The organism is Meridianimarinicoccus zhengii, from assembly GCF_003254465.1.
In the GTDB taxonomy this organism is placed as follows: domain Bacteria; phylum Pseudomonadota; class Alphaproteobacteria; order Rhodobacterales; family Rhodobacteraceae; genus Meridianimarinicoccus; species Meridianimarinicoccus zhengii.
In genome coordinates this window covers 1-21,356 of sequence record NZ_QDFI01000054.1, presented here as the reverse complement: position 1 = coordinate 21,356, position 21,356 = coordinate 1, and the positions used below count along the sequence as shown (strand labels likewise).

The 21,356-nt window shown below is 69.2% G+C and carries 23 protein-coding genes; 19 read left to right on the top strand and 4 right to left on the bottom strand.

What is annotated here, in order from left to right:
- Positions 1–9 precede the first annotated feature (9 nt).
- The 5 genes from DDE13_RS15850 to DDE13_RS15830 all read left to right on the top strand — a co-directional run bounded on the left by DDE13_RS15850 (position 10) and on the right by DDE13_RS15830 (position 3,098).
- Complete coding sequence (locus DDE13_RS15850; protein ID WP_222626120.1) at positions 10–543, top strand: sarcosine oxidase subunit gamma; 534 nt, start codon at positions 10–12, stop codon at positions 541–543.
- Between the two features lie 57 nt (positions 544–600).
- Positions 601–834 carry a type II toxin-antitoxin system Phd/YefM family antitoxin gene (locus tag DDE13_RS15845; RefSeq protein ID WP_111405255.1) on the top strand — a complete coding sequence of 78 codons (234 nt, stop codon included), beginning with the start codon at positions 601–603 and terminating at the stop codon, positions 832–834.
- A 13-nt stretch (positions 835–847) separates the two neighbouring features.
- Positions 848–1,225, top strand: a complete 378-nt coding sequence (locus DDE13_RS15840; RefSeq protein ID WP_235868732.1) for a type II toxin-antitoxin system VapC family toxin — start codon at positions 848–850, stop codon at positions 1,223–1,225.
- Between the two features lie 80 nt (positions 1,226–1,305).
- Complete coding sequence (yghU, locus tag DDE13_RS15835) at positions 1,306–2,178, top strand: glutathione-dependent disulfide-bond oxidoreductase (RefSeq protein ID WP_111405253.1); 873 nt, start codon at positions 1,306–1,308, stop codon at positions 2,176–2,178.
- Positions 2,178–3,098, top strand: a complete 921-nt coding sequence (locus DDE13_RS15830; RefSeq protein WP_111405252.1) for a glycerophosphodiester phosphodiesterase family protein — start codon at positions 2,178–2,180, stop codon at positions 3,096–3,098. The genes yghU and DDE13_RS15830 overlap by 1 nt, the downstream gene beginning before the upstream one ends.
- Here the strand turns inward: DDE13_RS15830 and DDE13_RS15825 are convergent.
- Positions 3,082–4,677: a CRTAC1 family protein gene (locus DDE13_RS15825; protein ID WP_111405264.1), complete on the bottom strand. Its 1,596-nt coding sequence runs from the start codon at positions 4,675–4,677 to the stop codon at positions 3,082–3,084. The two genes, DDE13_RS15830 and DDE13_RS15825, sit on opposite strands and share 17 nt — an antisense overlap.
- A 115-nt stretch (positions 4,678–4,792) precedes the next feature.
- A complete protein-coding gene (locus DDE13_RS15820; RefSeq protein WP_222626119.1) occupies positions 4,793–5,254 on the bottom strand; it encodes an Lrp/AsnC family transcriptional regulator in 462 nt (153 codons plus the stop codon).
- A 132-nt stretch (positions 5,255–5,386) separates the two neighbouring features.
- Here DDE13_RS15820 and putA point away from each other — a divergent pair, with 132 nt between their 5' ends.
- From putA to DDE13_RS15790, 6 genes are all read left to right on the top strand, one after another.
- The gene (gene putA / locus DDE13_RS15815; protein WP_111405250.1) at positions 5,387–8,866 is read left to right on the top strand and encodes a bifunctional proline dehydrogenase/L-glutamate gamma-semialdehyde dehydrogenase PutA; all 3,480 of its coding nucleotides are present in this window, start codon (positions 5,387–5,389) and stop codon (positions 8,864–8,866) included.
- Positions 8,867–9,043: 177 nt separating this feature from the next.
- A complete protein-coding gene (gene phnC, locus DDE13_RS15810) occupies positions 9,044–9,871 on the top strand; it encodes a phosphonate ABC transporter ATP-binding protein (protein ID WP_111405263.1) in 828 nt (275 codons plus the stop codon).
- Positions 9,872–9,928: 57 nt separating this feature from the next.
- Positions 9,929–10,828 (top strand): phosphonate ABC transporter substrate-binding protein, encoded by a 900-nt coding sequence (gene phnD, locus DDE13_RS15805; RefSeq protein ID WP_111405249.1) that lies wholly within the window; start codon positions 9,929–9,931, stop codon positions 10,826–10,828.
- Positions 10,829–10,890: 62 nt separating this feature from the next.
- Entirely contained in the window at positions 10,891–11,757 is an 867-nt protein-coding gene (phnE, locus tag DDE13_RS15800; protein WP_111405248.1) for a phosphonate ABC transporter, permease protein PhnE, read from the top strand.
- A 2-nt stretch (positions 11,758–11,759) separates the two neighbouring features.
- Positions 11,760–13,106, top strand: a complete 1,347-nt coding sequence (phnE, locus tag DDE13_RS15795) for a phosphonate ABC transporter, permease protein PhnE (RefSeq protein ID WP_111405247.1) — start codon at positions 11,760–11,762, stop codon at positions 13,104–13,106.
- Between the two features lie 46 nt (positions 13,107–13,152).
- Complete coding sequence (locus DDE13_RS15790; RefSeq protein WP_111405246.1) at positions 13,153–13,767, top strand: chloramphenicol acetyltransferase; 615 nt, start codon at positions 13,153–13,155, stop codon at positions 13,765–13,767.
- Between the two features lie 9 nt (positions 13,768–13,776).
- Here DDE13_RS15790 and phnF read toward each other — a convergent pair whose 3' ends face one another.
- Entirely contained in the window at positions 13,777–14,487 is a 711-nt protein-coding gene (gene phnF, locus DDE13_RS15785) for a phosphonate metabolism transcriptional regulator PhnF (protein WP_111405245.1), read from the bottom strand.
- A 99-nt stretch (positions 14,488–14,586) separates the two neighbouring features.
- Between phnF and phnG the strand changes: the two genes are divergently transcribed.
- From phnG to phnN, 7 genes are read left to right on the top strand one after another with little or no spacing between them, the layout of a single operon-like run.
- On the top strand, positions 14,587–15,048 hold the full coding sequence (gene phnG, locus DDE13_RS15780) for a phosphonate C-P lyase system protein PhnG (protein WP_111405262.1): 462 nt from the start codon (positions 14,587–14,589) through the stop codon (positions 15,046–15,048).
- Positions 15,048–15,617, top strand: a complete 570-nt coding sequence (gene phnH, locus DDE13_RS15775) for a phosphonate C-P lyase system protein PhnH (protein WP_111405244.1) — start codon at positions 15,048–15,050, stop codon at positions 15,615–15,617. Before phnG ends, phnH begins: the two co-directional genes overlap by 1 nt.
- Positions 15,617–16,699 carry a carbon-phosphorus lyase complex subunit PhnI gene (locus DDE13_RS15770; RefSeq protein WP_111405243.1) on the top strand — a complete coding sequence of 361 codons (1,083 nt, stop codon included), beginning with the start codon at positions 15,617–15,619 and terminating at the stop codon, positions 16,697–16,699. Before phnH ends, DDE13_RS15770 begins: the two co-directional genes overlap by 1 nt.
- Positions 16,696–17,553 carry an alpha-D-ribose 1-methylphosphonate 5-phosphate C-P-lyase PhnJ gene (locus DDE13_RS15765; protein ID WP_111405242.1) on the top strand — a complete coding sequence of 286 codons (858 nt, stop codon included), beginning with the start codon at positions 16,696–16,698 and terminating at the stop codon, positions 17,551–17,553. The genes DDE13_RS15770 and DDE13_RS15765 overlap by 4 nt, the downstream gene beginning before the upstream one ends.
- A gap of 2 nt (positions 17,554–17,555) precedes the next feature.
- Positions 17,556–18,344: a phosphonate C-P lyase system protein PhnK gene (phnK, locus tag DDE13_RS15760; protein WP_111405241.1), complete on the top strand. Its 789-nt coding sequence runs from the start codon at positions 17,556–17,558 to the stop codon at positions 18,342–18,344.
- Positions 18,345–18,354: 10 nt separating this feature from the next.
- Positions 18,355–19,035 (top strand): phosphonate C-P lyase system protein PhnL, encoded by a 681-nt coding sequence (gene phnL / locus DDE13_RS15755; RefSeq protein WP_111405240.1) that lies wholly within the window; start codon positions 18,355–18,357, stop codon positions 19,033–19,035.
- A complete protein-coding gene (gene phnN / locus DDE13_RS15750) occupies positions 19,032–19,577 on the top strand; it encodes a phosphonate metabolism protein/1,5-bisphosphokinase (PRPP-forming) PhnN (protein WP_111405239.1) in 546 nt (181 codons plus the stop codon). Before phnL ends, phnN begins: the two co-directional genes overlap by 4 nt.
- Here phnN and DDE13_RS15745 read toward each other — a convergent pair.
- Positions 19,556–20,260, bottom strand: a complete 705-nt coding sequence (locus DDE13_RS15745; protein ID WP_111405238.1) for a DUF1045 domain-containing protein — start codon at positions 20,258–20,260, stop codon at positions 19,556–19,558. The genes phnN and DDE13_RS15745 overlap by 22 nt on opposite strands.
- A 35-nt stretch (positions 20,261–20,295) precedes the next feature.
- Between DDE13_RS15745 and DDE13_RS15740 the strand changes: the two genes are divergently transcribed.
- Positions 20,296–21,356: alpha-D-ribose 1-methylphosphonate 5-triphosphate diphosphatase (locus DDE13_RS15740; RefSeq protein WP_111405237.1), on the top strand; the 1,061-nt coding region annotated here is incomplete at its 3' end.

The following is a 21,356-nucleotide window of genomic DNA, read 5'->3' as shown; positions in this document are numbered from 1 at the left end:
GGACGCGCGATGAAGGATATGTCCATCGACACGATTGCGGCCAGCCGGGCTGCCACGGTTACCGCGCTGTCGCCGGTGGCGCGGTTTTCCCTGCGGGGGCGCGGCGATGCCGTTGCCGCGTTGTCGGCGGCGCTGGGGGTGGAGCTGCTCGCCCGCGTGGGCGCGCGGGCGCAGGCGGGTGCGCGGGACGTGCTGTGCCTTGGCCCCGACGAGTGGATGATCCACGCGCCCGAGGGCGATGCGGCGGCGATCATCAATGCCTGCGCCGGTGTGGCGGCACCCCATGCGCTGGTGGAGGTGTCCGATCGGGAGCTGTCCTATGCCATAACGGGGCCGCAAGCGGCGGAATTGCTGACGCTGGGCTGCCCGCGCGACCCAGACAGCATCGCCGTGGGCGAAGGGCGGCGCACGGTGTTCGACGGGGCGACGGTGATCCTGTGGCGCGACGGGCGCGATGCCTTCCGCATGGATGTCTGGCGGTCCTTCGCGCCCCATGTGACCCATCTGCTGGCCACCGGCTGCCGGGAACTGGCGCTGGGGTGACCCTTGCGGGTGGGCGTGGGTTGGACTAAGTTGGGTGGACCAAGTCTGGGGCCACCCATGAAGACCGTCAACATCCACGAGGCCAAGACCCACCTGTCGCGCCTGATCGACGGCGCGGTGAAGGGCGAGCCCTTCGTGATCGCACGGGCGGGCAAGCCGCTGGTGAAGGTCACGGTGATCGAGGACGCCCCGCCGCGCCGGCTTGGGTTCCTGGCCGGGCAGGTGGACGCCCCCGCCGATTTCGACACGATGGGCGAGGACGAAATCGCGCGCGCCTTCGCCGCCGACTGATCCGTTGCGGTTGTTGCTGGATACCCATGTGCTGCTCTGGGCGGCGGCGGGCGATGCGCGGCTGACGGCACAGGCGCGTGACCTGCTGCTCGATCCCGCACATGACCTGTGCTTCAGCGCGGCGAGCATCTGGGAGGTGGCGATCAAGCGTGCGCTCGACCGGCCCGATTTCAGGACCGATCCGGGCGTGCTGCGTGGCGGTCTGCTGGCCAACGGCTACGCGGAAGTGCCTGTGGACGGGCGACATTGTCTGCCGCTGGCCACCATGCCCGCCCATCACGGCGACCCTTTCGACCGGCTTCTGATCGCGCAGGCGCAGGTCGAAGGGATGGTCTTCGTGACCGCCGACCGGCGGCTTGCGGCCTATGGCGGCGCGTTGCGGATGATCTGACCCCCTTCCGGTTTCCGCGCGCTTGCATATGTTCGCGGTAACCGCGCGACAGGCGCATACCGACACGGAAAGGCACGATCATGGCTGACAGCACTGCATACACCCCGCCCGAGGTCTGGACCTGGGACAAGGAAAACGGCGGCACTTTTGCGTCGACCAACCGGCCCATCTCCGGGCCGACACATGACAAGGACCTGCCGGTCGGCAAGCACCCGTTCCAGCTTTATTCGATGGGCACGCCCAACGGGGTGAAGGTCACGGTGATGTTCGAGGAGCTTCTCGCCGCCGGTCACAAGGATGCCGAATACGACGCCTGGCTGATCCGCATCGGCGATGGCGACCAGTTCGGGTCGGGTTTCGTGGACATCAACCCGAATTCCAAGATCCCCGCACTGGTGGACCGGTCCGGCGACACGCCGCGGCGGGTATTCGAAAGCGGGGCGATCCTGCTGTATCTCGCCGAGAAGTTCGGCGCCTTCCTGCCCGCGGATGTCGACGGGCGGACAGAGACGCTCAACTGGCTGTTCTGGCAGATGGGGTCGGCGCCGTATCTGGGCGGCGGGTTCGGGCATTTCTACGCCTATGCACCGGAAAAGATCGAATATGCCATCGACCGCTTCGCCATGGAGGTGAAGCGGCAGCTCGACGTGCTCGACCGGGCGCTGGCGGATCGGACCTTCATCGCGGGCGAGGACTACACCATCGCCGACATGGCGATCTGGCCGTGGTACGGGAACCTCGTGCTCGGGCGGCAATACAATGCGGGCACGTTCCTGTCGGTGCATGAATACAAGAACGTGCGCCGCTGGGCCGACATGATCCTCGACCGGCCCGCGGTGCAGCGCGGGCGGATGGTGAACCGCACCTTCGGCGACCCGGAAGAGCAATTGCACGAACGCCACGACGCGGCGGATTTCGACACGAACACCGAAGCGTTGCGCGCGGCGGGCTGATGTCGCTGGTCGCGCGGCTGCGCGGCGATGGCGGGCGTTGCGTGGTGCTCGGTCACCGCGGCGCCCGCGGGATTTTACCGGAGAACACGCTTGCGGGATTGGATCATCTGGACGCCATCGGCGTCGTGGCGGCGGAGATCGATCTGGCCGTGACCGCGGATGGCGTGCCGGTGGTGGTCCATGACCCTGTGCTCGACCCAGACAAGACGCGCGGCGCCGATGGCGTCTGGCTTTGTGCGGGGCTGCGGGTGATCGACCTGACGGCGGCAGAGGTCGCGCGGCTGGACGTGGGCGGGTTGCGGCCCGGATCGGGGGCGTCGCGGTCGTTCCCGAACCAGCGCGCGGTGCTTGGGGCGCGCGTGCCGACCCTGCGGACGCTCTGCGCCTGGGCGGCGGCGCGGCCGGGGTTCGTGCTGACGCTAGAGGTCAAGTCCGACCCGACCGCGCCCGACCTGACCCCGCCGCCCGCGGACATGGTGGCGCAGGTGCTGACCGAGGTGCGTGCCGCGGGCATCGCCGCCCGGGTGATCCTGCAATCCTTCGACTGGCGCGTGCTGGTGGCCGCGCGCGGGGCCGGTGTGGTGCTGTCAGGTCTCAGCCACGTGGCGAAAACGGTCTGGCCGGGCTCGCCGTGGCTGGCGGGGCATGACGGCGGGCCCGACGATCTGCCCGCAGGGCTGGCCGGCATGGGTGCGCAGGTATGGTGTCCGTTCTGGCAAGATCTGACGCCCGCGCGGCTGGCGCGGGCGCGAAGGCTGGGGCTGCTGGTGCATGTCTGGACGGTGAACGATGCGGGCAACATCGCGGCGATGGCGGCGATGGGGGTGGACGGGATCATCACCGACTATCCCGGCCGCGCCGTGGATGTGCTGGCCGAGATGGGTCTGGAGACGGCGCCGCGGGTCAGCGGCGGATCTTGACGTGTTGGTCGGCGGCGACCGTCTGCCACGCGGAGGTAGTTCCGTCCGGCCAGATCACGCGCAGTTCCGCGCGGTTGGCGTCGCCCAGCCCGAAATGGAGCGGCCCCGCCTGACCGCCCGCATGGCCGCCGCCCACGGTGATCTCCTGCGTCTGCACGCGGCCCGTGTCATCGCGCAATGCGAGCCACCCGCCGACGGCATCGCGGTTCGGGCCGTCTTGCGCGACCGTCACCGCCAGCCAGTGGCCGGTGCCTTCGCTGACGTTTTCCCACAATTCCAGCGGTGCGCGGCGGTTGACCACCACGAGATCGAGCCGCCCGTCGGCGTTCAGATCCGCCAGCGCCGCGCCCCGCGCGCGGTCCATCGTGGCGATGCCCGCCGCCACCGAGGCTTCCCGGAACGTGCCGTCGGGCTGGCCCATCAGCAGGTTGTTGGGGTCGCGCATGGCCATGTCGGGCATCTGGTCCACGTTGCCCTTGGCGATGAACAGGTCCGGCAGGCCGTCATTGTCCACATCGCCGAATTGCGCGTGCCAGCCGGTGGAGGGGCGGCCATCGTCGCCCGCATGGGGGCGCGTGGCCTGGCTGCCGGTGCCCCATGGCGCGTCGGCGTAGCCGTCTTCGGTGGCGAATTGCAGAAGCTGGTCACCCATGGAGGTCAGCATGACCTCAGGGCGCCCGTCGCCCGTCAGGTCCCGGCTGGCGATGCCCATGCCCCAGATCGACACGTCGCGCCAGCCGTCATCGGGGCCGAGCAGGTGCAGGGGATCCATCCGCCACATCTGTTCCGCCCCGCCGCGCACGTAATAGTGCCGGTCGTTGGACAGGCGCAGGTCGGCGCGCCCGCGTCGGTCCCAGTCGGTAAAGAGCGCCGAGAGCGTGCAGAATCCGGGTGAAAGCGGGATGGGCGGGCCGTAGCGGTCGCCCTCAGCCGCCGGGCGCAGGAGCGTGTTGTCGTCGCAGGTGCCGAAAGGGCCCTCGGGGTTCGTGCGGTCCACGTAGTTGCCGATGGCGAGCGTGGGGAGATTCCGCCCCGGTTCCCATGTCGCGCTGAAGGCGGTGGACCATGCGTCGCCGGGGGCGATGCCCCAGTCGGCGGTGGCGTCGGTGAAGCGGCAGTCGCCCTGCCCGCGCAGCACGATGTTCGGGCCCACCCGCAGCACGAACAGGTCCATCGCCCCGTCGCCGTCGATATCCAGGGGATATGCACCGGTGACGCCGGTGACCTCTTCTAACGGCGCGATGGTCAGTGGCGCGAAGGCGATCCGCCCGCCTGCCGGCGTCACGTTGCGATAGGCGCTGACTGGGTTCTCCCCGCCCGCCGCCACGATGTCGGGGCGGGCGTCGCCATCGCAGTCGAACACCGCGACCCCGCCGCCCACAAAATGTTCCCACCCGCCGCCATAGACATGGGGGGTGCCCGGCAGGTCGTCGGCGCGGTCGGCGAAGCGCGGCCCCGGCCCGGTGGCGGTCGGGGCGTTGGTGACGGTCGGGCGCGCCTCCGGCCCCAGGGCGCGCTTGGCGTCCTGCGCTGCGGCGGCGGTGGGCAGGATCAGGGCGAGAGCAAGGGCGATGCGCATGGCGGCAACAGGCCATGGCGCGCGGGCGGCCGCAAGGGGCGCCGCGCGCGGCGGGGCGCAGGTTTTGCCACGCACGGGGCCTGCAGGGATCGACACGCGCGGTAGCGGGCCAGCCTCACGGTCCGCTGTCCTTCACCGCCTGCATGGACACATGGGTCGATGTGCTGGCGACATGGGGCAGTTGAGAAATTCGCTCGCCCAACACCTGCCGGTAGCTGGCGATGTCGGTGGTGCGCACTTTCAGCAGGTAATCGAACGCCCCGGCGATCATGTGGCATTGTTCTATCTCGGGGATCGCGCGGACGGCGGTGTTGAAGGCGCGCAGCGCCGGTTCCGTGGTGTCGGCCAGTTTCACCTCGACGAAGGCGATGTGGTCGCGCCCGAGGCGGGCCATGTCGATCACCGCGCGGAACCCAAGGATATAGCCCGCCGCCTGCAACCGCCGCAGCCGCACCTGCGCGGGGCTTTTCGACAGGCCCACCCGGCGGGCCAGTTCCGTGACCGACAGCCGCCCATCCCGCGCCAATTCGTCGAGGATGCGGCGGTCGGTGCGGTCGATCGGCCTGTCTTCGGCCATGGTGCAGTCCAATCGTGCTGTCATGGATACCCAACGCGATGCGTTGGGGTGGTGTTTACATCATCTTCGGTCTGACAGACCGTGGCAAGCCGGTGTAGCCTGCCCCATCACCCTGTGCAGGAGGTTCTGCCCATGACCACGCTCGACGACATCCGCCTGACGCTTCGCCATGGCACGCTTGCCCCCGATGCCGACGTGATCGCGGCGCTGCGGGCCGGATCGGCCATCGACGGCGGGCTGCGTGCCGCGGCAGGGGATCGCGCGGTCAAGCTGGTGAAGGGTATCCGCAACGACGCGCGTCCGGGGCTGATGGAGGTGTTCCTGGCGGAATACGGCCTGTCCACGGAGGAAGGCATCGCGCTGATGTGCCTGGCCGAGGCGCTGCTGCGCGTGCCGGATGCCTCCACCATCGACGCGCTGATCGAGGACAAGATCGCCCCCGGCGCATGGGGCGCGCATCTGGGGCATTCCAGCTCGCCCATGGTCAACGCGGCCACATGGGGGCTGATGCTGACCGGCAAGGTGCTGAAGGACAGCACCGGGCTTGCGCAGACCCTGCGCGGCGCCGTGCGGCGGCTGGGGGAGCCGGTGATCCGCACCGCCGTCGGCCGCGCCATGCGCGAGATGGGCGCGCAGTTCGTGCTGGGCGAGACCATCGAAAAGGCGGTGGAACGTGGCCGGTCCATGCAGGCCAAGGGCTACACCTATTCCTATGACATGCTGGGAGAGGCGGCGCTGACCGCCGGGGATGCGCAGGATTACTACGACGCCTATGCGCAGGCGATTTCCCGGCTGGCGGGGGAGTGCAAGGCAAGCGATATCCGCGACAATCCCGGCATCTCGATCAAGCTGTCGGCGCTGCATCCGCGCTATGACGAGACGCAACGCGACGCGGTCATGGCGGAACTGGTCCCGCGCGTGCTGGCGCTGGCGCAGCAGGCGCGCGCCGCGGGCATGGGGTTGAACATCGACGCGGAAGAGGCCGACCGGCTGGACCTGAGCCTCGACGTGATCGAAGCGGTGCTGCGTGACGGCAGCCTTGCGGGCTGGGACGGGTTCGGCGTGGTCGTGCAGGCCTATGGCAAGCGGGCGGGGCATACGATCGACTGGCTGCACGCGCTGGCCGTGGAACTGGACCGCCGGATCATGGTGCGGCTCGTGAAGGGTGCCTATTGGGATACCGAGATCAAGCGCGCGCAGGTCGATGGCCTGCCCGGCTTCCCGGTCTTCCAGCGCAAGGAGGCGACGGATGTGCATTTCATCCTGTGTGCCGAAAAGCTGCTGGGCATGACCGACCGGGTCTACCCGCAATTCGCCACGCATAACGCGCATACGGTGGCGGCGGTGCTGGAACTGGCGGGCAAAGACCTGTCGCGGTTCGAGTTTCAGCGCCTGCACGGGATGGGCGCCGCGCTGCACGATCTGGTGCTGGCGGGCGAAAAGGGCGTGCGCTGCCGCATCTATGCGCCGGTGGGGGCGCATCGGGACCTGCTCGCCTATCTCGTGCGGCGGCTTCTGGAAAACGGCGCGAATTCCAGTTTCGTGAACCAGATCGTGGATGACAGCGTCCCGCCGGAGGTGGTGGCCGCCGACCCGTTCGACGCCTTCGACCGGGGGGGCACGAACCGCGCGGTGGTGCCGCCTGCGGACCTTTTCGCGCCCGAGCGGCGCAACGCGCGGGGCTGGAACCTGCGCGACCGGGCCGACCTGGCGGAGATCGAGGCGGCGCGCGCGCCCTTTGCCGATCATCGCTGGGCGGTGGCACCGGTGATCGCGGGGGAGGTTGCCGAGGGCGACGGCCATCCGGTCGTGAACCCCGCGCGCCCCGGCGACGTGGTGGGCCATGTCCGCGACGCGACCGAGGCGGAGGTGGAGGCCGCACTTGCCGCCGCGACCGTGTGGAAGGCCCCCGCCGGGGACCGCGCCAATGTGCTGAACCGTGCCGCCGACCTGATGGAAGACCGCTTCGGCGAGATCTTCGCGCTGCTGGCGCGCGAGGCGGGCAAGAGCCTTTTCGATGCCGTGGGCGAGTTGCGCGAGGCTGTGGATTTCCTGCGCTACTATGCGGCGCGCGGGCGGGAGCTGGAGGCCTCGGCCCGGGGCGTGATGACCTGCATCAGCCCGTGGAACTTCCCGCTGGCGATCTTCACCGGGCAGGTCGCGGCCTGTCTTGCGGCGGGCAACGGCGTGCTGGCCAAGCCAGCCGAGACGACCGCGCTGACCGCCGGGATCGCCGTGGCTTGCCTGCATGACGCGGGCGTGCCGCGCGACGTGCTGCAACTGCTGCCGGGCACCGGGGCCTCGGTGGGGGCCGCGCTGACTGGGGATGCCCGCGTCGCCGGGGTGTGCTTCACCGGTTCAACGGCGACGGCGCAGCGGATCAACCGGACCATGGCGGAGCACCTTGCGCCGACCGCGCCGCTGGTGGCGGAAACCGGGGGCTTGAACGCGATGATCGTGGACAGCACCGCGCTGCCGGAACAGGCGGTCAAGGACATCGTGGCGAGCGCGTTCCAGTCGGCGGGCCAGCGCTGTTCGGCGCTGCGCTGCCTTTACGTGCAGGAAGACGTGGCCGACGGCGTGCTGGAGATGCTCTATGGCGCGATGGACGCGCTGCGGCTGGGCGACCCGTGGGAGATTTCCACCGATGTGGGGCCGGTCATCACCGAAACCGCCCGGGACGACATCGCCGCCTATGTCGCACAGGCCCGCGCCGAGGGACGGCTGCTTAAGGAACTGGCTGTGCCGGATACTGGCAGCTTCGTCGCGCCCGCGGTGATCGCGGTGGACGGGATCAAGGCGATGGACCGCGAGGTCTTCGGGCCGGTGCTGCATGTGGCGCGGTTCAAGGCGCGCGATCTCGACCGGGTGATCGCGGATGTGAACGGGTCGGGCTTCGGGCTGACCTTCGGCATCCACAGCCGGATCGACGACCGGGTGGAGGCGGTGACGGCGGCGCTGAAGGTCGGCAACATCTATGTCAACCGCAACCAGATCGGCGCGATCGTGGGCAGCCAGCCCTTCGGCGGCGAGGGGATGTCGGGCACGGGACCCAAGGCGGGCGGGCCGAATTACGTTGCGCGCTTCACCAAGGCGACGGCGCGCAGGCTCGCGGCGCAGCCGGGTGCGGCGGCGGACGTGGCGTCGGTGCAGGCGGCGCTGACCCGCGCGGGCGGGGCACAGCCGGGGGCGATCTCCGCCCAGTCGCTGCCGGGGCCCACGGGCGAAAGCAACCGGCTGTCGGTCTTCGGGCGCGGGGTGATCCTGTGCCTTGGCCCGACGGCGGCGGCGGCACAGGAACAGGCGCGCATCGCCCAGGCCCATGGCTGCCGTGCGGTGATGGTGGCACCGGGCGCCGTGGGGCCGCTGGTGGTGGACGGGGTGCTGGACCGCGCCGCGCTGACGGAGCTGACCGGGTTCGACGGCGTGGCGCTCTGGGCGGCGGAGGACGACCTGCGCGCGGTGCGCCGGGCGCTGGCGGCGCGCGACGGCGCGATCCTGCCGCTGATGGCCGAGGGCGACATGGCCGACCGCTGCGTGGTCGAACGGCATGTGTGCATCGATACCACCGCGGCCGGCGGCAACGCGCGGCTTCTGGCCGCCGCGGGCTGACCCGCGCGAATCCCCGAACCGCCCGGCTGCCCGTTTCGCGGGCGGCCGGGACGGTTCCGCGCGGCCGGGGGCAGATATCCTTGCGTCAGCCCAGTCCGTTTCATGGAACTGTTACGATACGTACACAAAAGGGTCGGAGGAACCGGGTAGCCCGCACGGGACATGAACGGGGCATCCATGCTGACATTCGACCGGCTGACGAAGCGTTTCGGACCGAACACCGCGGTGGACGCGGTCACGCTCGAGTTCCCGGAACCCGGGATGATCGGGATCATCGGCGCATCCGGCGCAGGCAAGTCCACGCTGCTGCGCATGGTCAACCGCCTGAGCGACGCGACCGCGGGCACGATCGCCTTCGAGGGGCGCGACGTGACGCACCTGCAAGGGGCCGCCAAGCGCGCATGGCAGGCGCAATGCGCGATGATCTTCCAGCAGTTCAACCTCGTGCCGCGGATGGACGTGGTCAGCAACGTGCTGCACGGCACCCTGAACCGCCGCTCGACGCTGGCGACGATGTTCAACCTTTACCCGCAATCGGACATTCACCGGGCCATCGAGATCCTCGACCGGCTCGGGATCGCGTCGCAGGCGCCCAAGCGGGCCGAGGCGCTGTCGGGCGGCCAGCAGCAGCGCGTCGCCATCGCCCGCGCGCTGATGCAGGACCCGAAGATCATCCTGGCGGATGAGCCGATTGCCAGTCTCGACCCGATGAACGCCCAGATCGTGATGGATGCGCTGCGCCGCATCCATGACGAGGACGGGCGCATGGTGATCGCGAACCTGCACACGCTCGATACCGCGCGGCGTTATTGCGACCGGGTGATCGGGATGCGGCAGGGGCGCGTGGTGTTCGACGGCACGCCGGAGCAACTGACCACCGGCGTGGCGCGCGACATCTATGGCGCGGACGCGAGCTTTTCCGAAGCCGCGACCTCGACCTCCATCGACGCGCTGGATGCGCCCGCCCGGGCGCGGGCCCTGCGCGACGCCGAAGCGGTGATCTGAACCGTTCACGACCCGAACGCCCGGCGGCCTGCCGGGCCTGCCAACCTGGAGAGACCCATGAAAACCATCCTTGCGGCCGCACTGGCCACCACCGCGCTGATCGTTCCCGCCACCGCGCAGGAGATCACCGAATTCCGTATCGGCATCCTGGGCGGCGAGAACGCGCAGGACCGCATGACCTCCAACGAGTGCGTGCGCGCCAAGACCGAGGAACTTCTCGGCGTGCCGACGCGCCTGTTCACCCCCGCCGATTATGACGGCGTGATCCAGGGGCTGCTGGGCGGCACCATCGACATGGCGTGGCTGGGCGCATCGGCCTATGCCAAGACCTATCTGACCGACCCCGAGGCGGTGGAACCCGTGCTGGTCAAGGTCAACGTGGACGGGTCGTATGGCTATCATTCCATCGGCTTCGCCCGTGTGGACAGCGGCATCACGTCGCTTCAGGACATGGAAGGCAAGGTCTTCGGCTTCGGCGATCCGAACTCCACCTCGGGTTTCCTGATCCCGGCGATCGAGATCCCCCAGATCACCGGCGCGCCCATGGATGACGGCGCGTTCTTCGGCGAAGTGACCTTCACCGGCGGGCACGAACAGACCATCGTCGCGGTGGCCAACGGCGACGTGGACGCGGGCGTGACCTGGGCCGACGGGCTGGGCGCGTGGGAAGACGGCTACAACTCCGGCGCGCTGCGCAAGGCGTCGGATGCCGGTCTCGTGGACATGAACGAACTGGTCGAGATCTGGAAATCCAAGCCGATCCCCGAAGGCCCGATCGTGCTGCGCAAGGCGCTGCCCGAGCGCGTGAAAGTGGACATGACCGCCATGATGGCGTCGATGCCCTACATGGATGCCGACTGCGCCTACAACTTCATGGCCGGTGAGGCGCTTGGCATGATGCCGATCAACCACGACGCCTATCTGTCGATCATCGACGCGCGCAAGTCGCAGATGTAATCGACCGACCCCCTTGGCCGGTCCCCATCCCGGGGGCCGGCCTTTTCGTTCCGGAGATCCCCATGGCCGATCTGTCGTTAGGCACCGTGCAGGACACCGCCGATATCCGCGCCAACTACATGGCGATGGCGCGCACCAAGCGGATGTATGGCGGCATCATGCTGGTGGTGTTCGTGGCGCTGATGGTGTCGGGCTTCATGCTGGCCGACAGCCGCAACGCGGGCGGGTTCTGGGACGGCATCCTCAACATCTTCCAGTTCCCCGGCGAGGTGCTGGCCGAGGCGAGTGAGAAGGCCGCGCTGATCCCGGCGCTGATGGTTCGGTTCCTGCCCTCGCTGATCGAGACGCTGAACATCGCCGCAGCGTCGACCCTGCTCGGTGCCATGGCCGCGATCCTGCTTTCGCTGCTGTCCACGCGCGGGCTGGCGCGGTTCCCGCGGCTGATCGGCGTGTTCCGGCGGTTCATGGACATCCTGCGCGCGATTCCGGAAATCGTCATCGCGCTGGTGCTGATCTTCATCCTTGGCGGCGGGCCGGTGCCCGCGATGATCGCCATCGCGCTGCATACCGCGGGCGCCTTGGGCAAGCTTTTTTCCGAGGTCAACGAGAACGCGAGCCTGAAGCCGGTGGAGGGGCTTGCGTCCGTGGGCGCGTCTTGGTCGCAGCGGATGTGGCTGGGCGTGATCCCGCAGGTGGCGCCGAACTATCTCAGCTACGCCCTGCTGCGGTTCGAGATCAACATCCGTGCCTCCGCCATCCTCGGCTTCGTCGGGTCGGGCGGGATCGGCTATGACCTGAAGAACGCGTTTTCCTGGGGGCAGGGGCGTTATGACGAGGTCGCGGCGATCTTCCTGCTGCTGTTCCTGACCATCGTGTTCTTCGACCAGCTATCGAGCCACTACCGTAACAAGCTTGTGGGGAGGGTCTGACCATGGCCACCGCCGAACCCGCGTTCGCGCCCGACCTGAAAGCCGAGGCCGACGCGCTTTTCGCCCGCAAGCGGCTGGTGAACTTCGGCGTCCCCGCCGCGATCCTTGCCTATTTCGTCTATGTCTTCTTCGCGTTCGACATCATCGGGCTGGCGGAACGGGCGCGGATGGACAATGCGGCGATCCTTGTGTCCGACGCCTACAGCTACAAGACCCACGTGACCCACGACAACCGCAACGGCGGCCTGACCTTCGCGGTGGAGGGCGAGAACAAGGGCACCTATCCCGAAGGCATGGTCCCGGATTTCGTGACCATGGCGGGCGAGAACCGGGCCGAGATCGCCCTGCCGCGGGGCCATGAAGCGGTGATCGACGGGTCCACGCTGGTGTTCACCGTGCCGGATTACGGCGATGTGACGGTCACGGTGGACGGGCGCGACATCGTGCTCGACGTGCCGGGCGGCACGACCCCGGACTGGATCAGCGCCAGCGGCGCGCGCGTGGACATCAGGACGGATGGCGGGCGCGCCATTGTCACCCGCGCCCGGACCGAGGTCTACCGCTATGCCTTCGGGTGGGAATTGTTCTGGTTCACGCTCGACAGTCCGTTCTACGGCAGGAGCCTGCCCGAACTGGTGTCGCTGGCCGTGTCCGGCCCGCGGCTGGTGGAGGGCAAGTCGAACGTCGCCGCCATGGCGCATGATTTCTGGAACAATGCCATGTGGCGGCACAAGGATGTCATGTGGGCGATCTTCGAGACGATCCTGATGGCGTTTCTCGGCACGATGGGCGCGGCGCTTGTGGCGCTGCCGCTGGCCTTCGTCGCGGCGCGGAACTTCAACCGGCTGGGGTCCGTGCGGTTCGCGGTGCGGCGCGTGTTCGACTTCGTGCGCGGGGTGGACGGGCTGATCTGGACGATCATCCTGTCCCGTGCCTTCGGCCCCGGCCCTATGACCGGGGCGCTGGCGATCCTGATCACGGATACCGGCAGCTTCGGCAAGATGTTCTCGGAGGCGCTGGAGAACGTGGACGACAAGCAGATCGAAGGCGTGCAGAGCACTGGGGCCAAGCCGATGCAGCGCTATCGTTTCGGGGTGATCCCGCAGGTGACGCCGATCTTCCTGTCGCAGATCCTCTATTACCTCGAATCCAACACGCGCAGCGCCACGGTGATCGGGGCGATCACGGGCGGCGGGATCGGGCTGCTCTTGACCCAGGCGATCATCACTCAGAAAGATTGGGAAGAGGTCAGCTATTACATCGTGCTGATCGTGCTGATGGTGATGTTCATGGACTGGTTGTCGGGCGTGCTGCGGCGGCGGCTCATCGCGGGCGGGGGCACGCATTGAATTTTCTTGCCTCCGGCGGGGATATGTCAGGACGGAAGATGGCGCCATGGCGCGGCTGAGGGCGGACCGGCCCTTCGTGCATCCCGATTGCGAGATCACGGATGTGGTGTTCGGCGCCTATGTGGAGATCGGCCGCGGGTCGCGGGTCGCCCATAGCGAGATCGGGGACTATTCCTATTGCGACCGCTATGCCGATATCGCCAACGCGTCGGTCGGCAAGTTCGCCAATATCGCGGCCTTCGTGCGCATCGGGGCGACGGATCATCCGATGGACAAGGCGTCGCTGCACCATTTCCACTACCGGTCCGACGATTACTGGGACGATGCCGACGCGGATGCGGACTGGTTCGCGCACCGGCGGTCGCGCCGCGCGGTGATCGGGCACGACACCTGGATCGGCAACGGGGCGATGGTGATGCCCGAGGTCACGCTGGGCCACGGTTCCGTGGTGGCGGCGGGAGCGGTGGTGACACGGGACGTGGACCCCTACACCGTGGTGGCGGGGGTGCCTGCGCGGCCGGTGCGGGCGCGCCATGCGCCGGGCGTGGCGGAACGCATGATCGCGCTGGCGTGGTGGGATTGGGATCACGAGCGGCTGCGCGCCGCGCTGGAGGATTTCCGGGCACTGCCGGCCGAGGCCTTTCTCGAGAGATACGCCTGAGCGCGCCGGTCAGCCATCGCCCAAGGTCAGCGTGACCCGGTCACCGGCGAACCATGTTCGCCCGTATTCGACCGGGCGTCCCGCAGGATCGATATTGACCGACACGCTGCGCAGGACCGGCGCGCCCTCGGCGATCTTCAGGTGCCGCGCCTGCACCGGCTTGGCGGTCTTCGCCGTCAGCCGTGTCGCGCGGCGCGTGTAGTCCGGCACGCCGCAGGCGGCAAGCGCGCGGGTGACCGATGTCGTGTGCTTCAGTGCGGCGGGCAGGCCGGGCAGGCGGTCGGCGGGAAAGGCGCTTTGGAACAGGCCGATGGGTTTTCCGTCGGCCAGCAGCAGACCGTGCACCACATGGATCGGCGCACCGGGGTCGAGGTCGAGCGCGGCGGCTTCCTCCCGATCCGCGGCGCGGGTATCGATGCCGAGGATGCGCTTTTCCCCGTCGCGCCCGGCGGCGGCGATGCCCGTGTGGAACCGGGTGCGCCGTCCCACCGGGTAGTCGGTCTGCCGCTCGGCCACGTAGACGCCGGACCCGCGGCGCGGGTCCACCAGCCCCGCATCCGCCAGTTCCGCCAGCGCGCGGCGCACCGTGTGCCGGTTCACGTCGAACCGCGCGGACAACTGCGCCTCGGTCGGCAGCTTGTCGCCGGGGCCGTAGCGGCCGTTGGAAATGTCGCCGAGCAGGCTGTCGGCGATGGATCTCCACAGGGGCGTTCGGGCCATGGCGTCACGTAACTTTCATATCAGACGGCTTGCGGTAACCGCGCGGCTCGGTGTATTTGTCTAGTTGTATATAATACCAGACAAGGTTGCAAGATGTCGATGCGATCCGAGGAGCAGGTCGATACCGGCGCGCGGCGCGACTGGATGGGCCTTCTGGCGCGGGCCGATCCGTCAAGGCTGGCGGCGCTGTGGGACCGCATGGGTGACACGCCCGGCCACGATCTGCTGCGTGCACCGGAAATCGGCGCGGTGATGGTCCGGGGGCGGGCCGGTGCGACGGGTGCGCCGTTCAATCTGGGCGAGATGACGGTGACGCGCTGCGCCGTGCGGCTGTCGGCCTGCGGCACGGTCGGGCACGCCTACGTGCAGGGCCGCGATCGGGACCACGCCCGCACCGCGGCGCTTGCCGATGCGCTGATGCAGACCGATGCCGCGCCGCGGGTACGGGACGGGCTGCTTGACCCGCTCGCGGCGGCGGAGACCGCGGCACGACAATCCCGTGCGGAAAAGGCCGCCGCGACGCGGGTGGAGTTCCTGACCCTCGTGCGGGGGGAAGACTGATGGACGCGGCATCCCTGACCGGCGGTCTGCGCGACCCGGCCCGTGACGGCGCGCGCGCCTTTCGCGCGGCGATGGAGGTCATGGCCCGCCCCGGCACCATCGCAACGCTGGACCACGCCGCGCCGCCCGCGCCGCTGTCGGCCGCGGCGGGCACGCTGCTTCTGGTGCTGTGCGACCCGGATACGCCCGTATGGCTGGCCGGGGCATGCGAAACGGGTGCCGTGCGCGACTGGCTGGCCTTTCACACCGGCGCGCCGGTCGTGGCGGGTCCGGGGGATTGCGCCTTCGCCGTGGGGCGCTGGGATGCGCTGACCCCGCTCGACGCCTATCCCGCGGGCACGCCGGAATACCCCGACCGGTCCGCCACGCTGATCGTGGAACTGGACAGGCTTTTGCCCGGCGGCACGGTGCTGGAAGGGCCGGGGATCGCCGTGCAGGCCGCGCTGCCGCTGCCCGACCCGGCGGCCTTCGCGGCCAATGCCGCGCGATTCCCGCTTGGGGTGGACACGTTCTTTACCAGCGGTACCCATGTCGCGGCTCTGCCACGCAGCACGAAGGTTCTGGTCTGATGTATGTGGCCGTGAAAGGCGGCGCGCGCGCCATCGCCAATGCCCATGCGTGGCTGGCCGAGGAACGCCGGGGCGACCCGACGCTACCGGACCTGACGGTCGCGCAAGTGCGCGAACAGATGGCGCTGGCGGTGAACCGGGTGATGGCCGAAGGCTCGCTCTACGATCCGGACCTTGCGGCGCTGGCGATCAAGCAGGCGCGCGGTGATCTCATCGAGGCGATCTTCCTGATCCGTGCCTATCGCACGACCTTGCCGCGTTTCGGCGCGTCGCGCCCAATCGACACCGCCGCGATGGCCTGCGACCGGCGCATCTCGGCCACGTTCAAGGACGTGCCGGGCGGGCAGGTGCTGGGACCGACCTTCGACTATACCCACCGGCTTCTGGATTTCGCGCTGGCCGCCGAAGGGATCACCCCCGACGCCCCGCGTGCCCCGGCGCCGGCCGGTCCCGTGCCCCATGTCACCGGGTTCCTGAACCGCGAAGGGCTGATCCAGCCGGAACCCGAAACCGACGCCACGCCGCCCGACCTGACGCGCGAGCCACTGGAGCTGCCCGCCGACCGCGCGTTGCGCTTGCAGGCGCTGGCGCGGGCGGACGAGGGGTTCCTCTTGGGCCTCGCCTATTCCACGCAGCGCGGCTACGCGCGCAACCATGCCTTCGTGGGCGAGTTGCGTATCGGTGCCGTGGCGGTGGAGATGGACATCCCCGAACTGGGCTTCGCCATCGAGATCGGCGAGATCACGGTGACGGAATGCGAGACCGTGAACCAGTTCACCGGATCGAAGACCGAACCGGCCCAGTTCACCCGCGGCTATGGCCTCGTGTTCGGCCAGACGGAGCGGAAATCCATCGCCATGGCGCTGGTGGACCGCGCGCTGCGCTGGCAGGAATTGGGCGAGGATTTCGTGGGCGCGCCCGCGCAGGACGCGGAATTCGTGCTCTATCACGCCGACAACATCCAGGCGACGGGGTTTCTCGAACACATCAAGCTGCCCCATTACGTGGATTTCCAGTCTGAACTGGAACTGATCCGCAAGCTGCGACGCGGTGTCGAAGCGGGCGCGGAGGGCACGGAATGACCGATTACAACTTCGCCTATCTGGACGAGCAGACCAAGCGGATGATCCGCCGCGCGATCCTCAAGGCGCTGGCGATCCCCGGCTACCAGGTTCCCTTCGCCAGCCGCGAGATGCCGATGCCTTACGGCTGGGGCACGGGCGGGGTGCAGGTCATGGCGGCCACGCTGGTGCCCGAGGATACGCTGAAGGTGATCGACCAGGGCGCGGACGACACCACCAACGCGGTGTCGATCCGATCCTTCTTCGAGCGCACGGCGGGTGTGGCGGTGACCGAGGCGACGGCGGAGGCGACGGTGATCCAGACCCGTCACCGCATCCCCGAAACGCCCCTGACCGAGGGGCAGATCCTTGTCTACCAGGTGCCGATCCCGGAACCCCTGCGGTTCCTGGAACCGCGCGAGACCGAGACGCGCAAGATGCATGCGCTGGAGGAATACGGGCTGATGCATGTGAAGCTCTACGAAGACATCGCGCGCCACGGCACCATCGCCACCGCCTATGCCTACCCGGTGAAGGTGGAGGGGCGGTATGTCATGGACCCGTCCCCGATCCCGAAATTCGACAACCCCAAGCTGGACAGCGCCGCGATCCAGTTGTTCGGTGCGGGGCGGGAGCAGCGGATTTACGCGCTGCCGCCCCATACCCGCGTGGTCAGCCTCGATTTCGAGGATCATCCCTTCGATCCGTCCCGCGCAGACCATCCCTGTGCGCTGTGCGGGGCCACGGACAGTTACCTTGACGAGGTCATCACCGACGACGCGGGCACGCGGATGTTCCTGTGCTCGGACACGGATTACTGCGCCGGGCGGCAAGCGGCGGGGCACATGGGCGCCGCGCAGGCGGGTGCGGCATGAACATGCACGCCACGCCCACGCCCGACACGCCGCTCCTGTCCGTGCGCGGCCTGACCCGGACTTATGGCGCGCGGATCGGCTGCGCCGATGTCAGCTTCGATCTGTGGCCCGGCGAGGTCATGGGCATCGTCGGGGAAAGCGGGTCGGGCAAATCCACGCTTCTGTCCTGCATGGCGGGGCATCTGGTCCCGGACACGGGCGAAGTGCTGTTCGACATGGGCGGCACCTTGCGCGACACGCTGACCCTGTCGGAACCCGACCGGCGGCGGCTGGGCCGGACCGACTGGGCCTTCGTCCATCAGCATGCGCGCGACGGATTGCGCATGGGCGTCAGCGCGGGTGGCAACGTGGGCGAACGGTTGATGGCCGTGGGCGCGCGCCACTATGGCGATATCCGCGCCCGTGCCGCCGACTGGCTGGACCGGGTTGAGATCGCCGCCGACCGGATGGACGACCGGCCCACCGCGTTTTCCGGGGGCATGCAGCAACGGTTGCAGATCGCGCGCAATCTCGTGACCGGGCCGCGGCTGGTGTTCATGGACGAACCCACGGGCGGGCTCGATGTCAGCGTGCAGGCGCGGCTTCTCGACCTTCTGCGGGGCCTCGTGCGCGAAATGGGGCTGAGTGCGATCATCGTCACACATGATCTGGCCGTGGTGCGGCTGCTCGCGGACCGGCTGATGGTTATGAAGGATGGGCGCGTCGTGGAACAGGGGCTGACCGACCAGGTGCTGGATGACCCGCAGCACGGCTATACCCAGCTTCTGGTCAGCTCCGTGTTGCAGGTCTGAGGGGGGCACGATGATCGTCTGCGAGAATGTCGCCAAGCGGTTCACGCTGCACAACCAGGGCGGCGCGGTGCTGCCGGTGCTGTCCGGCGCGTCGCTTCGGGTGGCGCCGGGGGAATGCGTGGCGCTGACCGGGGCGTCGGGCGTGGGCAAGTCCACGCTGATGCGCATGATCCACGGCAACTACCTGACCGAAGGCGGGCGGATCACCGTGGGCGGGGTGGACGTGTCCGGTGCCGACCCGCGCACGGTCCTGCGGTTGCGGCGGGAGCGGCTTGGCTATGTCAGCCAATTCCTGCGCGTGGTGCCGCGTGTGCCCGCCCGCGACGTGGTGGCCGAACCGTTGCTGGCCGTGGGCTGGGTGCGCGACGCGGCGCTGGCACGTGCCGAGGCGCTGCTGGCGCGGCTGAACCTGCCGCGCGCGCTGTGGGATCTCGGGCCATCGACATTTTCGGGCGGCGAGCAGCAGCGGGTCAACATCGCGCGCGGCTTCGCCCATGACTACCCGGCGCTTTTGCTGGACGAACCGACCGCGAGCCTCGATGCCGCGAACCGGGCCGTAGTGCTGGACATGATCCGCGAGGCCAAGGCGCGCGGCGCGGCGATCCTGGGGATCTTCCACGATGCCACGGCGCGGGATGCCGTCTGCGACCGCTGCGTGGACATGGGCGCGTTCCGCCCGCAGCCCGCATGACCGGACGGCTGATCGCGGTCGTGGGGCCGTCGGGCGTGGGCAAGGACAGCGTCATGCGCGGGATGGAAGGGGCGCGCCCGGGCCTGCTTCGGCTGCGCCGGGTCATCACGCGCCCGCCCGGCGACCCGGCCGAGGATTTCGATGCGGTGGACGAGGTCGAGTTCGCCCGCCGCATGGCCGCGGGCGATTTCGTGCTGCACTGGCGCGCCCACGGGTTGAGCTATGGGGTGCCCGCGTCCCTGTCTGCCGACCTGTCCGCGGGCCGGGACGTTCTGGTGAACCTGTCCCGCGGCGTGCTGGGGCAGGCGGCCCGTGCCTTCCCGTCCATGGTGATCCTGCGGCTGTCGGCCCCGCCCGCCGTTCTGGCCGCCCGCCTGCGCGGGCGCGGGCGCGAGGATGCGGGTGACATCGCCGGGCGGCTGGCCCGCGACGGTGCCGTGATGCCCCCGGACGTGCCGGTGGTGGATCTGTGCAACGACGGCCCGCTGGAGGCGACGGTGGACCGGGCGCTGACCGCGATCTATCCCGCCGCCAGCGGGTAGCGGGCGATCTGGTGAAACCTGTCATCCGCATCTGCGCCCAGAAGCGTCAGCGCCTCCACCCGAAAGGGCCGGGGGATCAGCGGCGTCACGACCGGGTCGAGCGCCGCACAGACTGCATCGGCCCGCGCCCCGACAGGGCCGGTCAGGGTCATGTGGAAGCGGAACTCGGCGTGCGTGTAGGGATAGCCCCAGAGCGCCAGCATCGCCCGCTGCCGATCAGTCAGCCGGTCGGGGTTGCGCCGGGCGATCTCGGCTTCTGTAGGCGGTGCGCGGAAGCCGTCCAGCGCCTCCACCGCTCCCGCGGCGAGACGGCCGAGGCTGTCCGCCGGGCCGTCCGGCACGAGCGCCGCGAAATTCCCGATCCGGGCGAGCCGCAGCCCGTCCAGCGTGACCGGCAGGGCGTCCGCGCAGAACGCCGCCAATGCCGCGCGCAGCCCGTCCGCATCCGTGCCGGGGGCGAGCCGGAAGGGCGCCTTGATCGTGCCGTGGAACCCGTAGTTGCGCGGCCGCGCGGTCAGCTCGGCGACGGGTGCGGGCAGTCCCGGCACGTCCGGGTGCGCGCATGGCCTGCCCGCCGCGCTGTCCCAGCCCAGCCACGCCGCGCCGAATTCTGCAAGCGGCCCCGGTTCAGGCGTGAAATAGACCGCGTATCGTGCGAAACCCGCCGCATCCCGGTGTGCCATATGTCCCCTGTCCTGTCCGAAAGCGTTCTGTCCCCATGCCATCCGAAGTGACCCTTGCCAATGCGACCCTCGTGCTGCCCGACGATACCCTGCGCGGGCAGATCGTCCTGCGCGACGGGCGGATCGCGGATATGGCCGAAGGGGCCTCCGTGCCGCCGGGCGCGGTCGATTGCGGCGGGGATTTCGTGGCACCGGGGCTTGTGGAGCTGCATACCGACAACCTTGAGCGGCACATCACGCCGCGGCCATCGGTGGACTGGCCCCATGCCGCCGCGATCATGGCCCATGACGGTGAACTGGCCTCGGTCGGGATCACGACCGTCTTCGACGCGGTGCGCGTCGGGTCGATCACCGCGAATGCCAAGGCGGGCTATCGCCGATATGCCCGCGCGATGGCGTCCGAGATCCTGGCCATGCGCGCCGAAGGGTGCCTGAAGATCAGTCACCACCTGCACCTTCGGGCCGAGATCTGTTCCGAAACGCTGGCGGAGGAGCTTGACGAATTCGGCCCCGAGGACCGGGTCGGCATCGTCAGCCTGATGGACCACACGCCGGGTCAGCGCCAGTTCCGCGACGAGGACAAGTTCCGCGATTACCTGCGCGGCAAGCACGGCATGGGCGAGGCGCAACTGACCGAATACCTTGACGATCTGCGCGATCTTCAGGCGCGGCTCGGGGTCGTGCATGAGCGTGCGGCGGTGGCGGCGGCGGCGCGCTATGGTGCGACGCTGGCCAGCCATGACGACACCACCGCCGATCAGGTCGCGGTGTCGAAGGGCTACGGCATCCGGCTTGCGGAGTTTCCCACGACGCCGGAGGCCGCGACGGCCTGCCGGTCGGCGGGGATCAAGGTCATCATGGGCGGGCCGAACCTCGTGCGCGGTGGGTCCCATTCGGGCAACGTGGCGGCGGCGGATCTGGCGGCGGAGGGGCTGCTGGACATCCTGTCGTCGGATTACGTGCCCGGATCGCTCCTTATGGGCGCGGTGCAACTGGGGCAGATGTGGGGATCCATGGCCCGTGGGCTGGCCACGGTCACCGCGGCGCCCGCGGCGGGCACGGGGCTGGCGGATCGCGGCCGGCTGGCGCCGGGCCT

Excerpts from the sequence above, each read along its gene's own strand:
- phnE (WP_111405248.1), top strand. The coding sequence starts at position 10,891 with ATGGCCGATCTGTCGTTAGGCACCGTGCAGGACACCGCCGATATCCGC.
- yghU (WP_111405253.1), top strand. The coding sequence starts at position 1,306 with ATGGCTGACAGCACTGCATACACCCCGCCCGAGGTCTGGACCTGGGAC.
- phnG (WP_111405262.1), top strand. The coding sequence starts at position 14,587 with ATGCGATCCGAGGAGCAGGTCGATACCGGCGCGCGGCGCGACTGGATG.
- phnN (WP_111405239.1), top strand. The coding sequence starts at position 19,032 with ATGACCGGACGGCTGATCGCGGTCGTGGGGCCGTCGGGCGTGGGCAAG.
- DDE13_RS15770 (WP_111405243.1), top strand. The coding sequence starts at position 15,617 with ATGTATGTGGCCGTGAAAGGCGGCGCGCGCGCCATCGCCAATGCCCAT.
- DDE13_RS15765 (WP_111405242.1), top strand. The coding sequence starts at position 16,696 with ATGACCGATTACAACTTCGCCTATCTGGACGAGCAGACCAAGCGGATG.
- putA (WP_111405250.1), top strand. The coding sequence starts at position 5,387 with ATGACCACGCTCGACGACATCCGCCTGACGCTTCGCCATGGCACGCTT.
- phnL (WP_111405240.1), top strand. The coding sequence starts at position 18,355 with ATGATCGTCTGCGAGAATGTCGCCAAGCGGTTCACGCTGCACAACCAG.
- phnE (WP_111405247.1), top strand. The coding sequence starts at position 11,760 with ATGGCCACCGCCGAACCCGCGTTCGCGCCCGACCTGAAAGCCGAGGCC.
- DDE13_RS15825 (WP_111405264.1), bottom strand. The coding sequence starts at position 4,677 with ATGCGCATCGCCCTTGCTCTCGCCCTGATCCTGCCCACCGCCGCCGCA.
- DDE13_RS15845 (WP_111405255.1), top strand. The coding sequence starts at position 601 with ATGAAGACCGTCAACATCCACGAGGCCAAGACCCACCTGTCGCGCCTG.
- DDE13_RS15745 (WP_111405238.1), bottom strand. The coding sequence starts at position 20,260 with ATGGCACACCGGGATGCGGCGGGTTTCGCACGATACGCGGTCTATTTC.
- DDE13_RS15790 (WP_111405246.1), top strand. The coding sequence starts at position 13,153 with ATGGCGCGGCTGAGGGCGGACCGGCCCTTCGTGCATCCCGATTGCGAG.
- phnD (WP_111405249.1), top strand. The coding sequence starts at position 9,929 with ATGAAAACCATCCTTGCGGCCGCACTGGCCACCACCGCGCTGATCGTT.
- phnC (WP_111405263.1), top strand. The coding sequence starts at position 9,044 with ATGCTGACATTCGACCGGCTGACGAAGCGTTTCGGACCGAACACCGCG.
- phnF (WP_111405245.1), bottom strand. The coding sequence starts at position 14,487 with ATGGCCCGAACGCCCCTGTGGAGATCCATCGCCGACAGCCTGCTCGGC.
- phnH (WP_111405244.1), top strand. The coding sequence starts at position 15,048 with ATGGACGCGGCATCCCTGACCGGCGGTCTGCGCGACCCGGCCCGTGAC.
- DDE13_RS15850 (WP_222626120.1), top strand. The coding sequence starts at position 10 with ATGAAGGATATGTCCATCGACACGATTGCGGCCAGCCGGGCTGCCACG.
- DDE13_RS15820 (WP_222626119.1), bottom strand. The coding sequence starts at position 5,254 with ATGGCCGAAGACAGGCCGATCGACCGCACCGACCGCCGCATCCTCGAC.
- phnK (WP_111405241.1), top strand. The coding sequence starts at position 17,556 with ATGCACGCCACGCCCACGCCCGACACGCCGCTCCTGTCCGTGCGCGGC.
- DDE13_RS15830 (WP_111405252.1), top strand. The coding sequence starts at position 2,178 with ATGTCGCTGGTCGCGCGGCTGCGCGGCGATGGCGGGCGTTGCGTGGTG.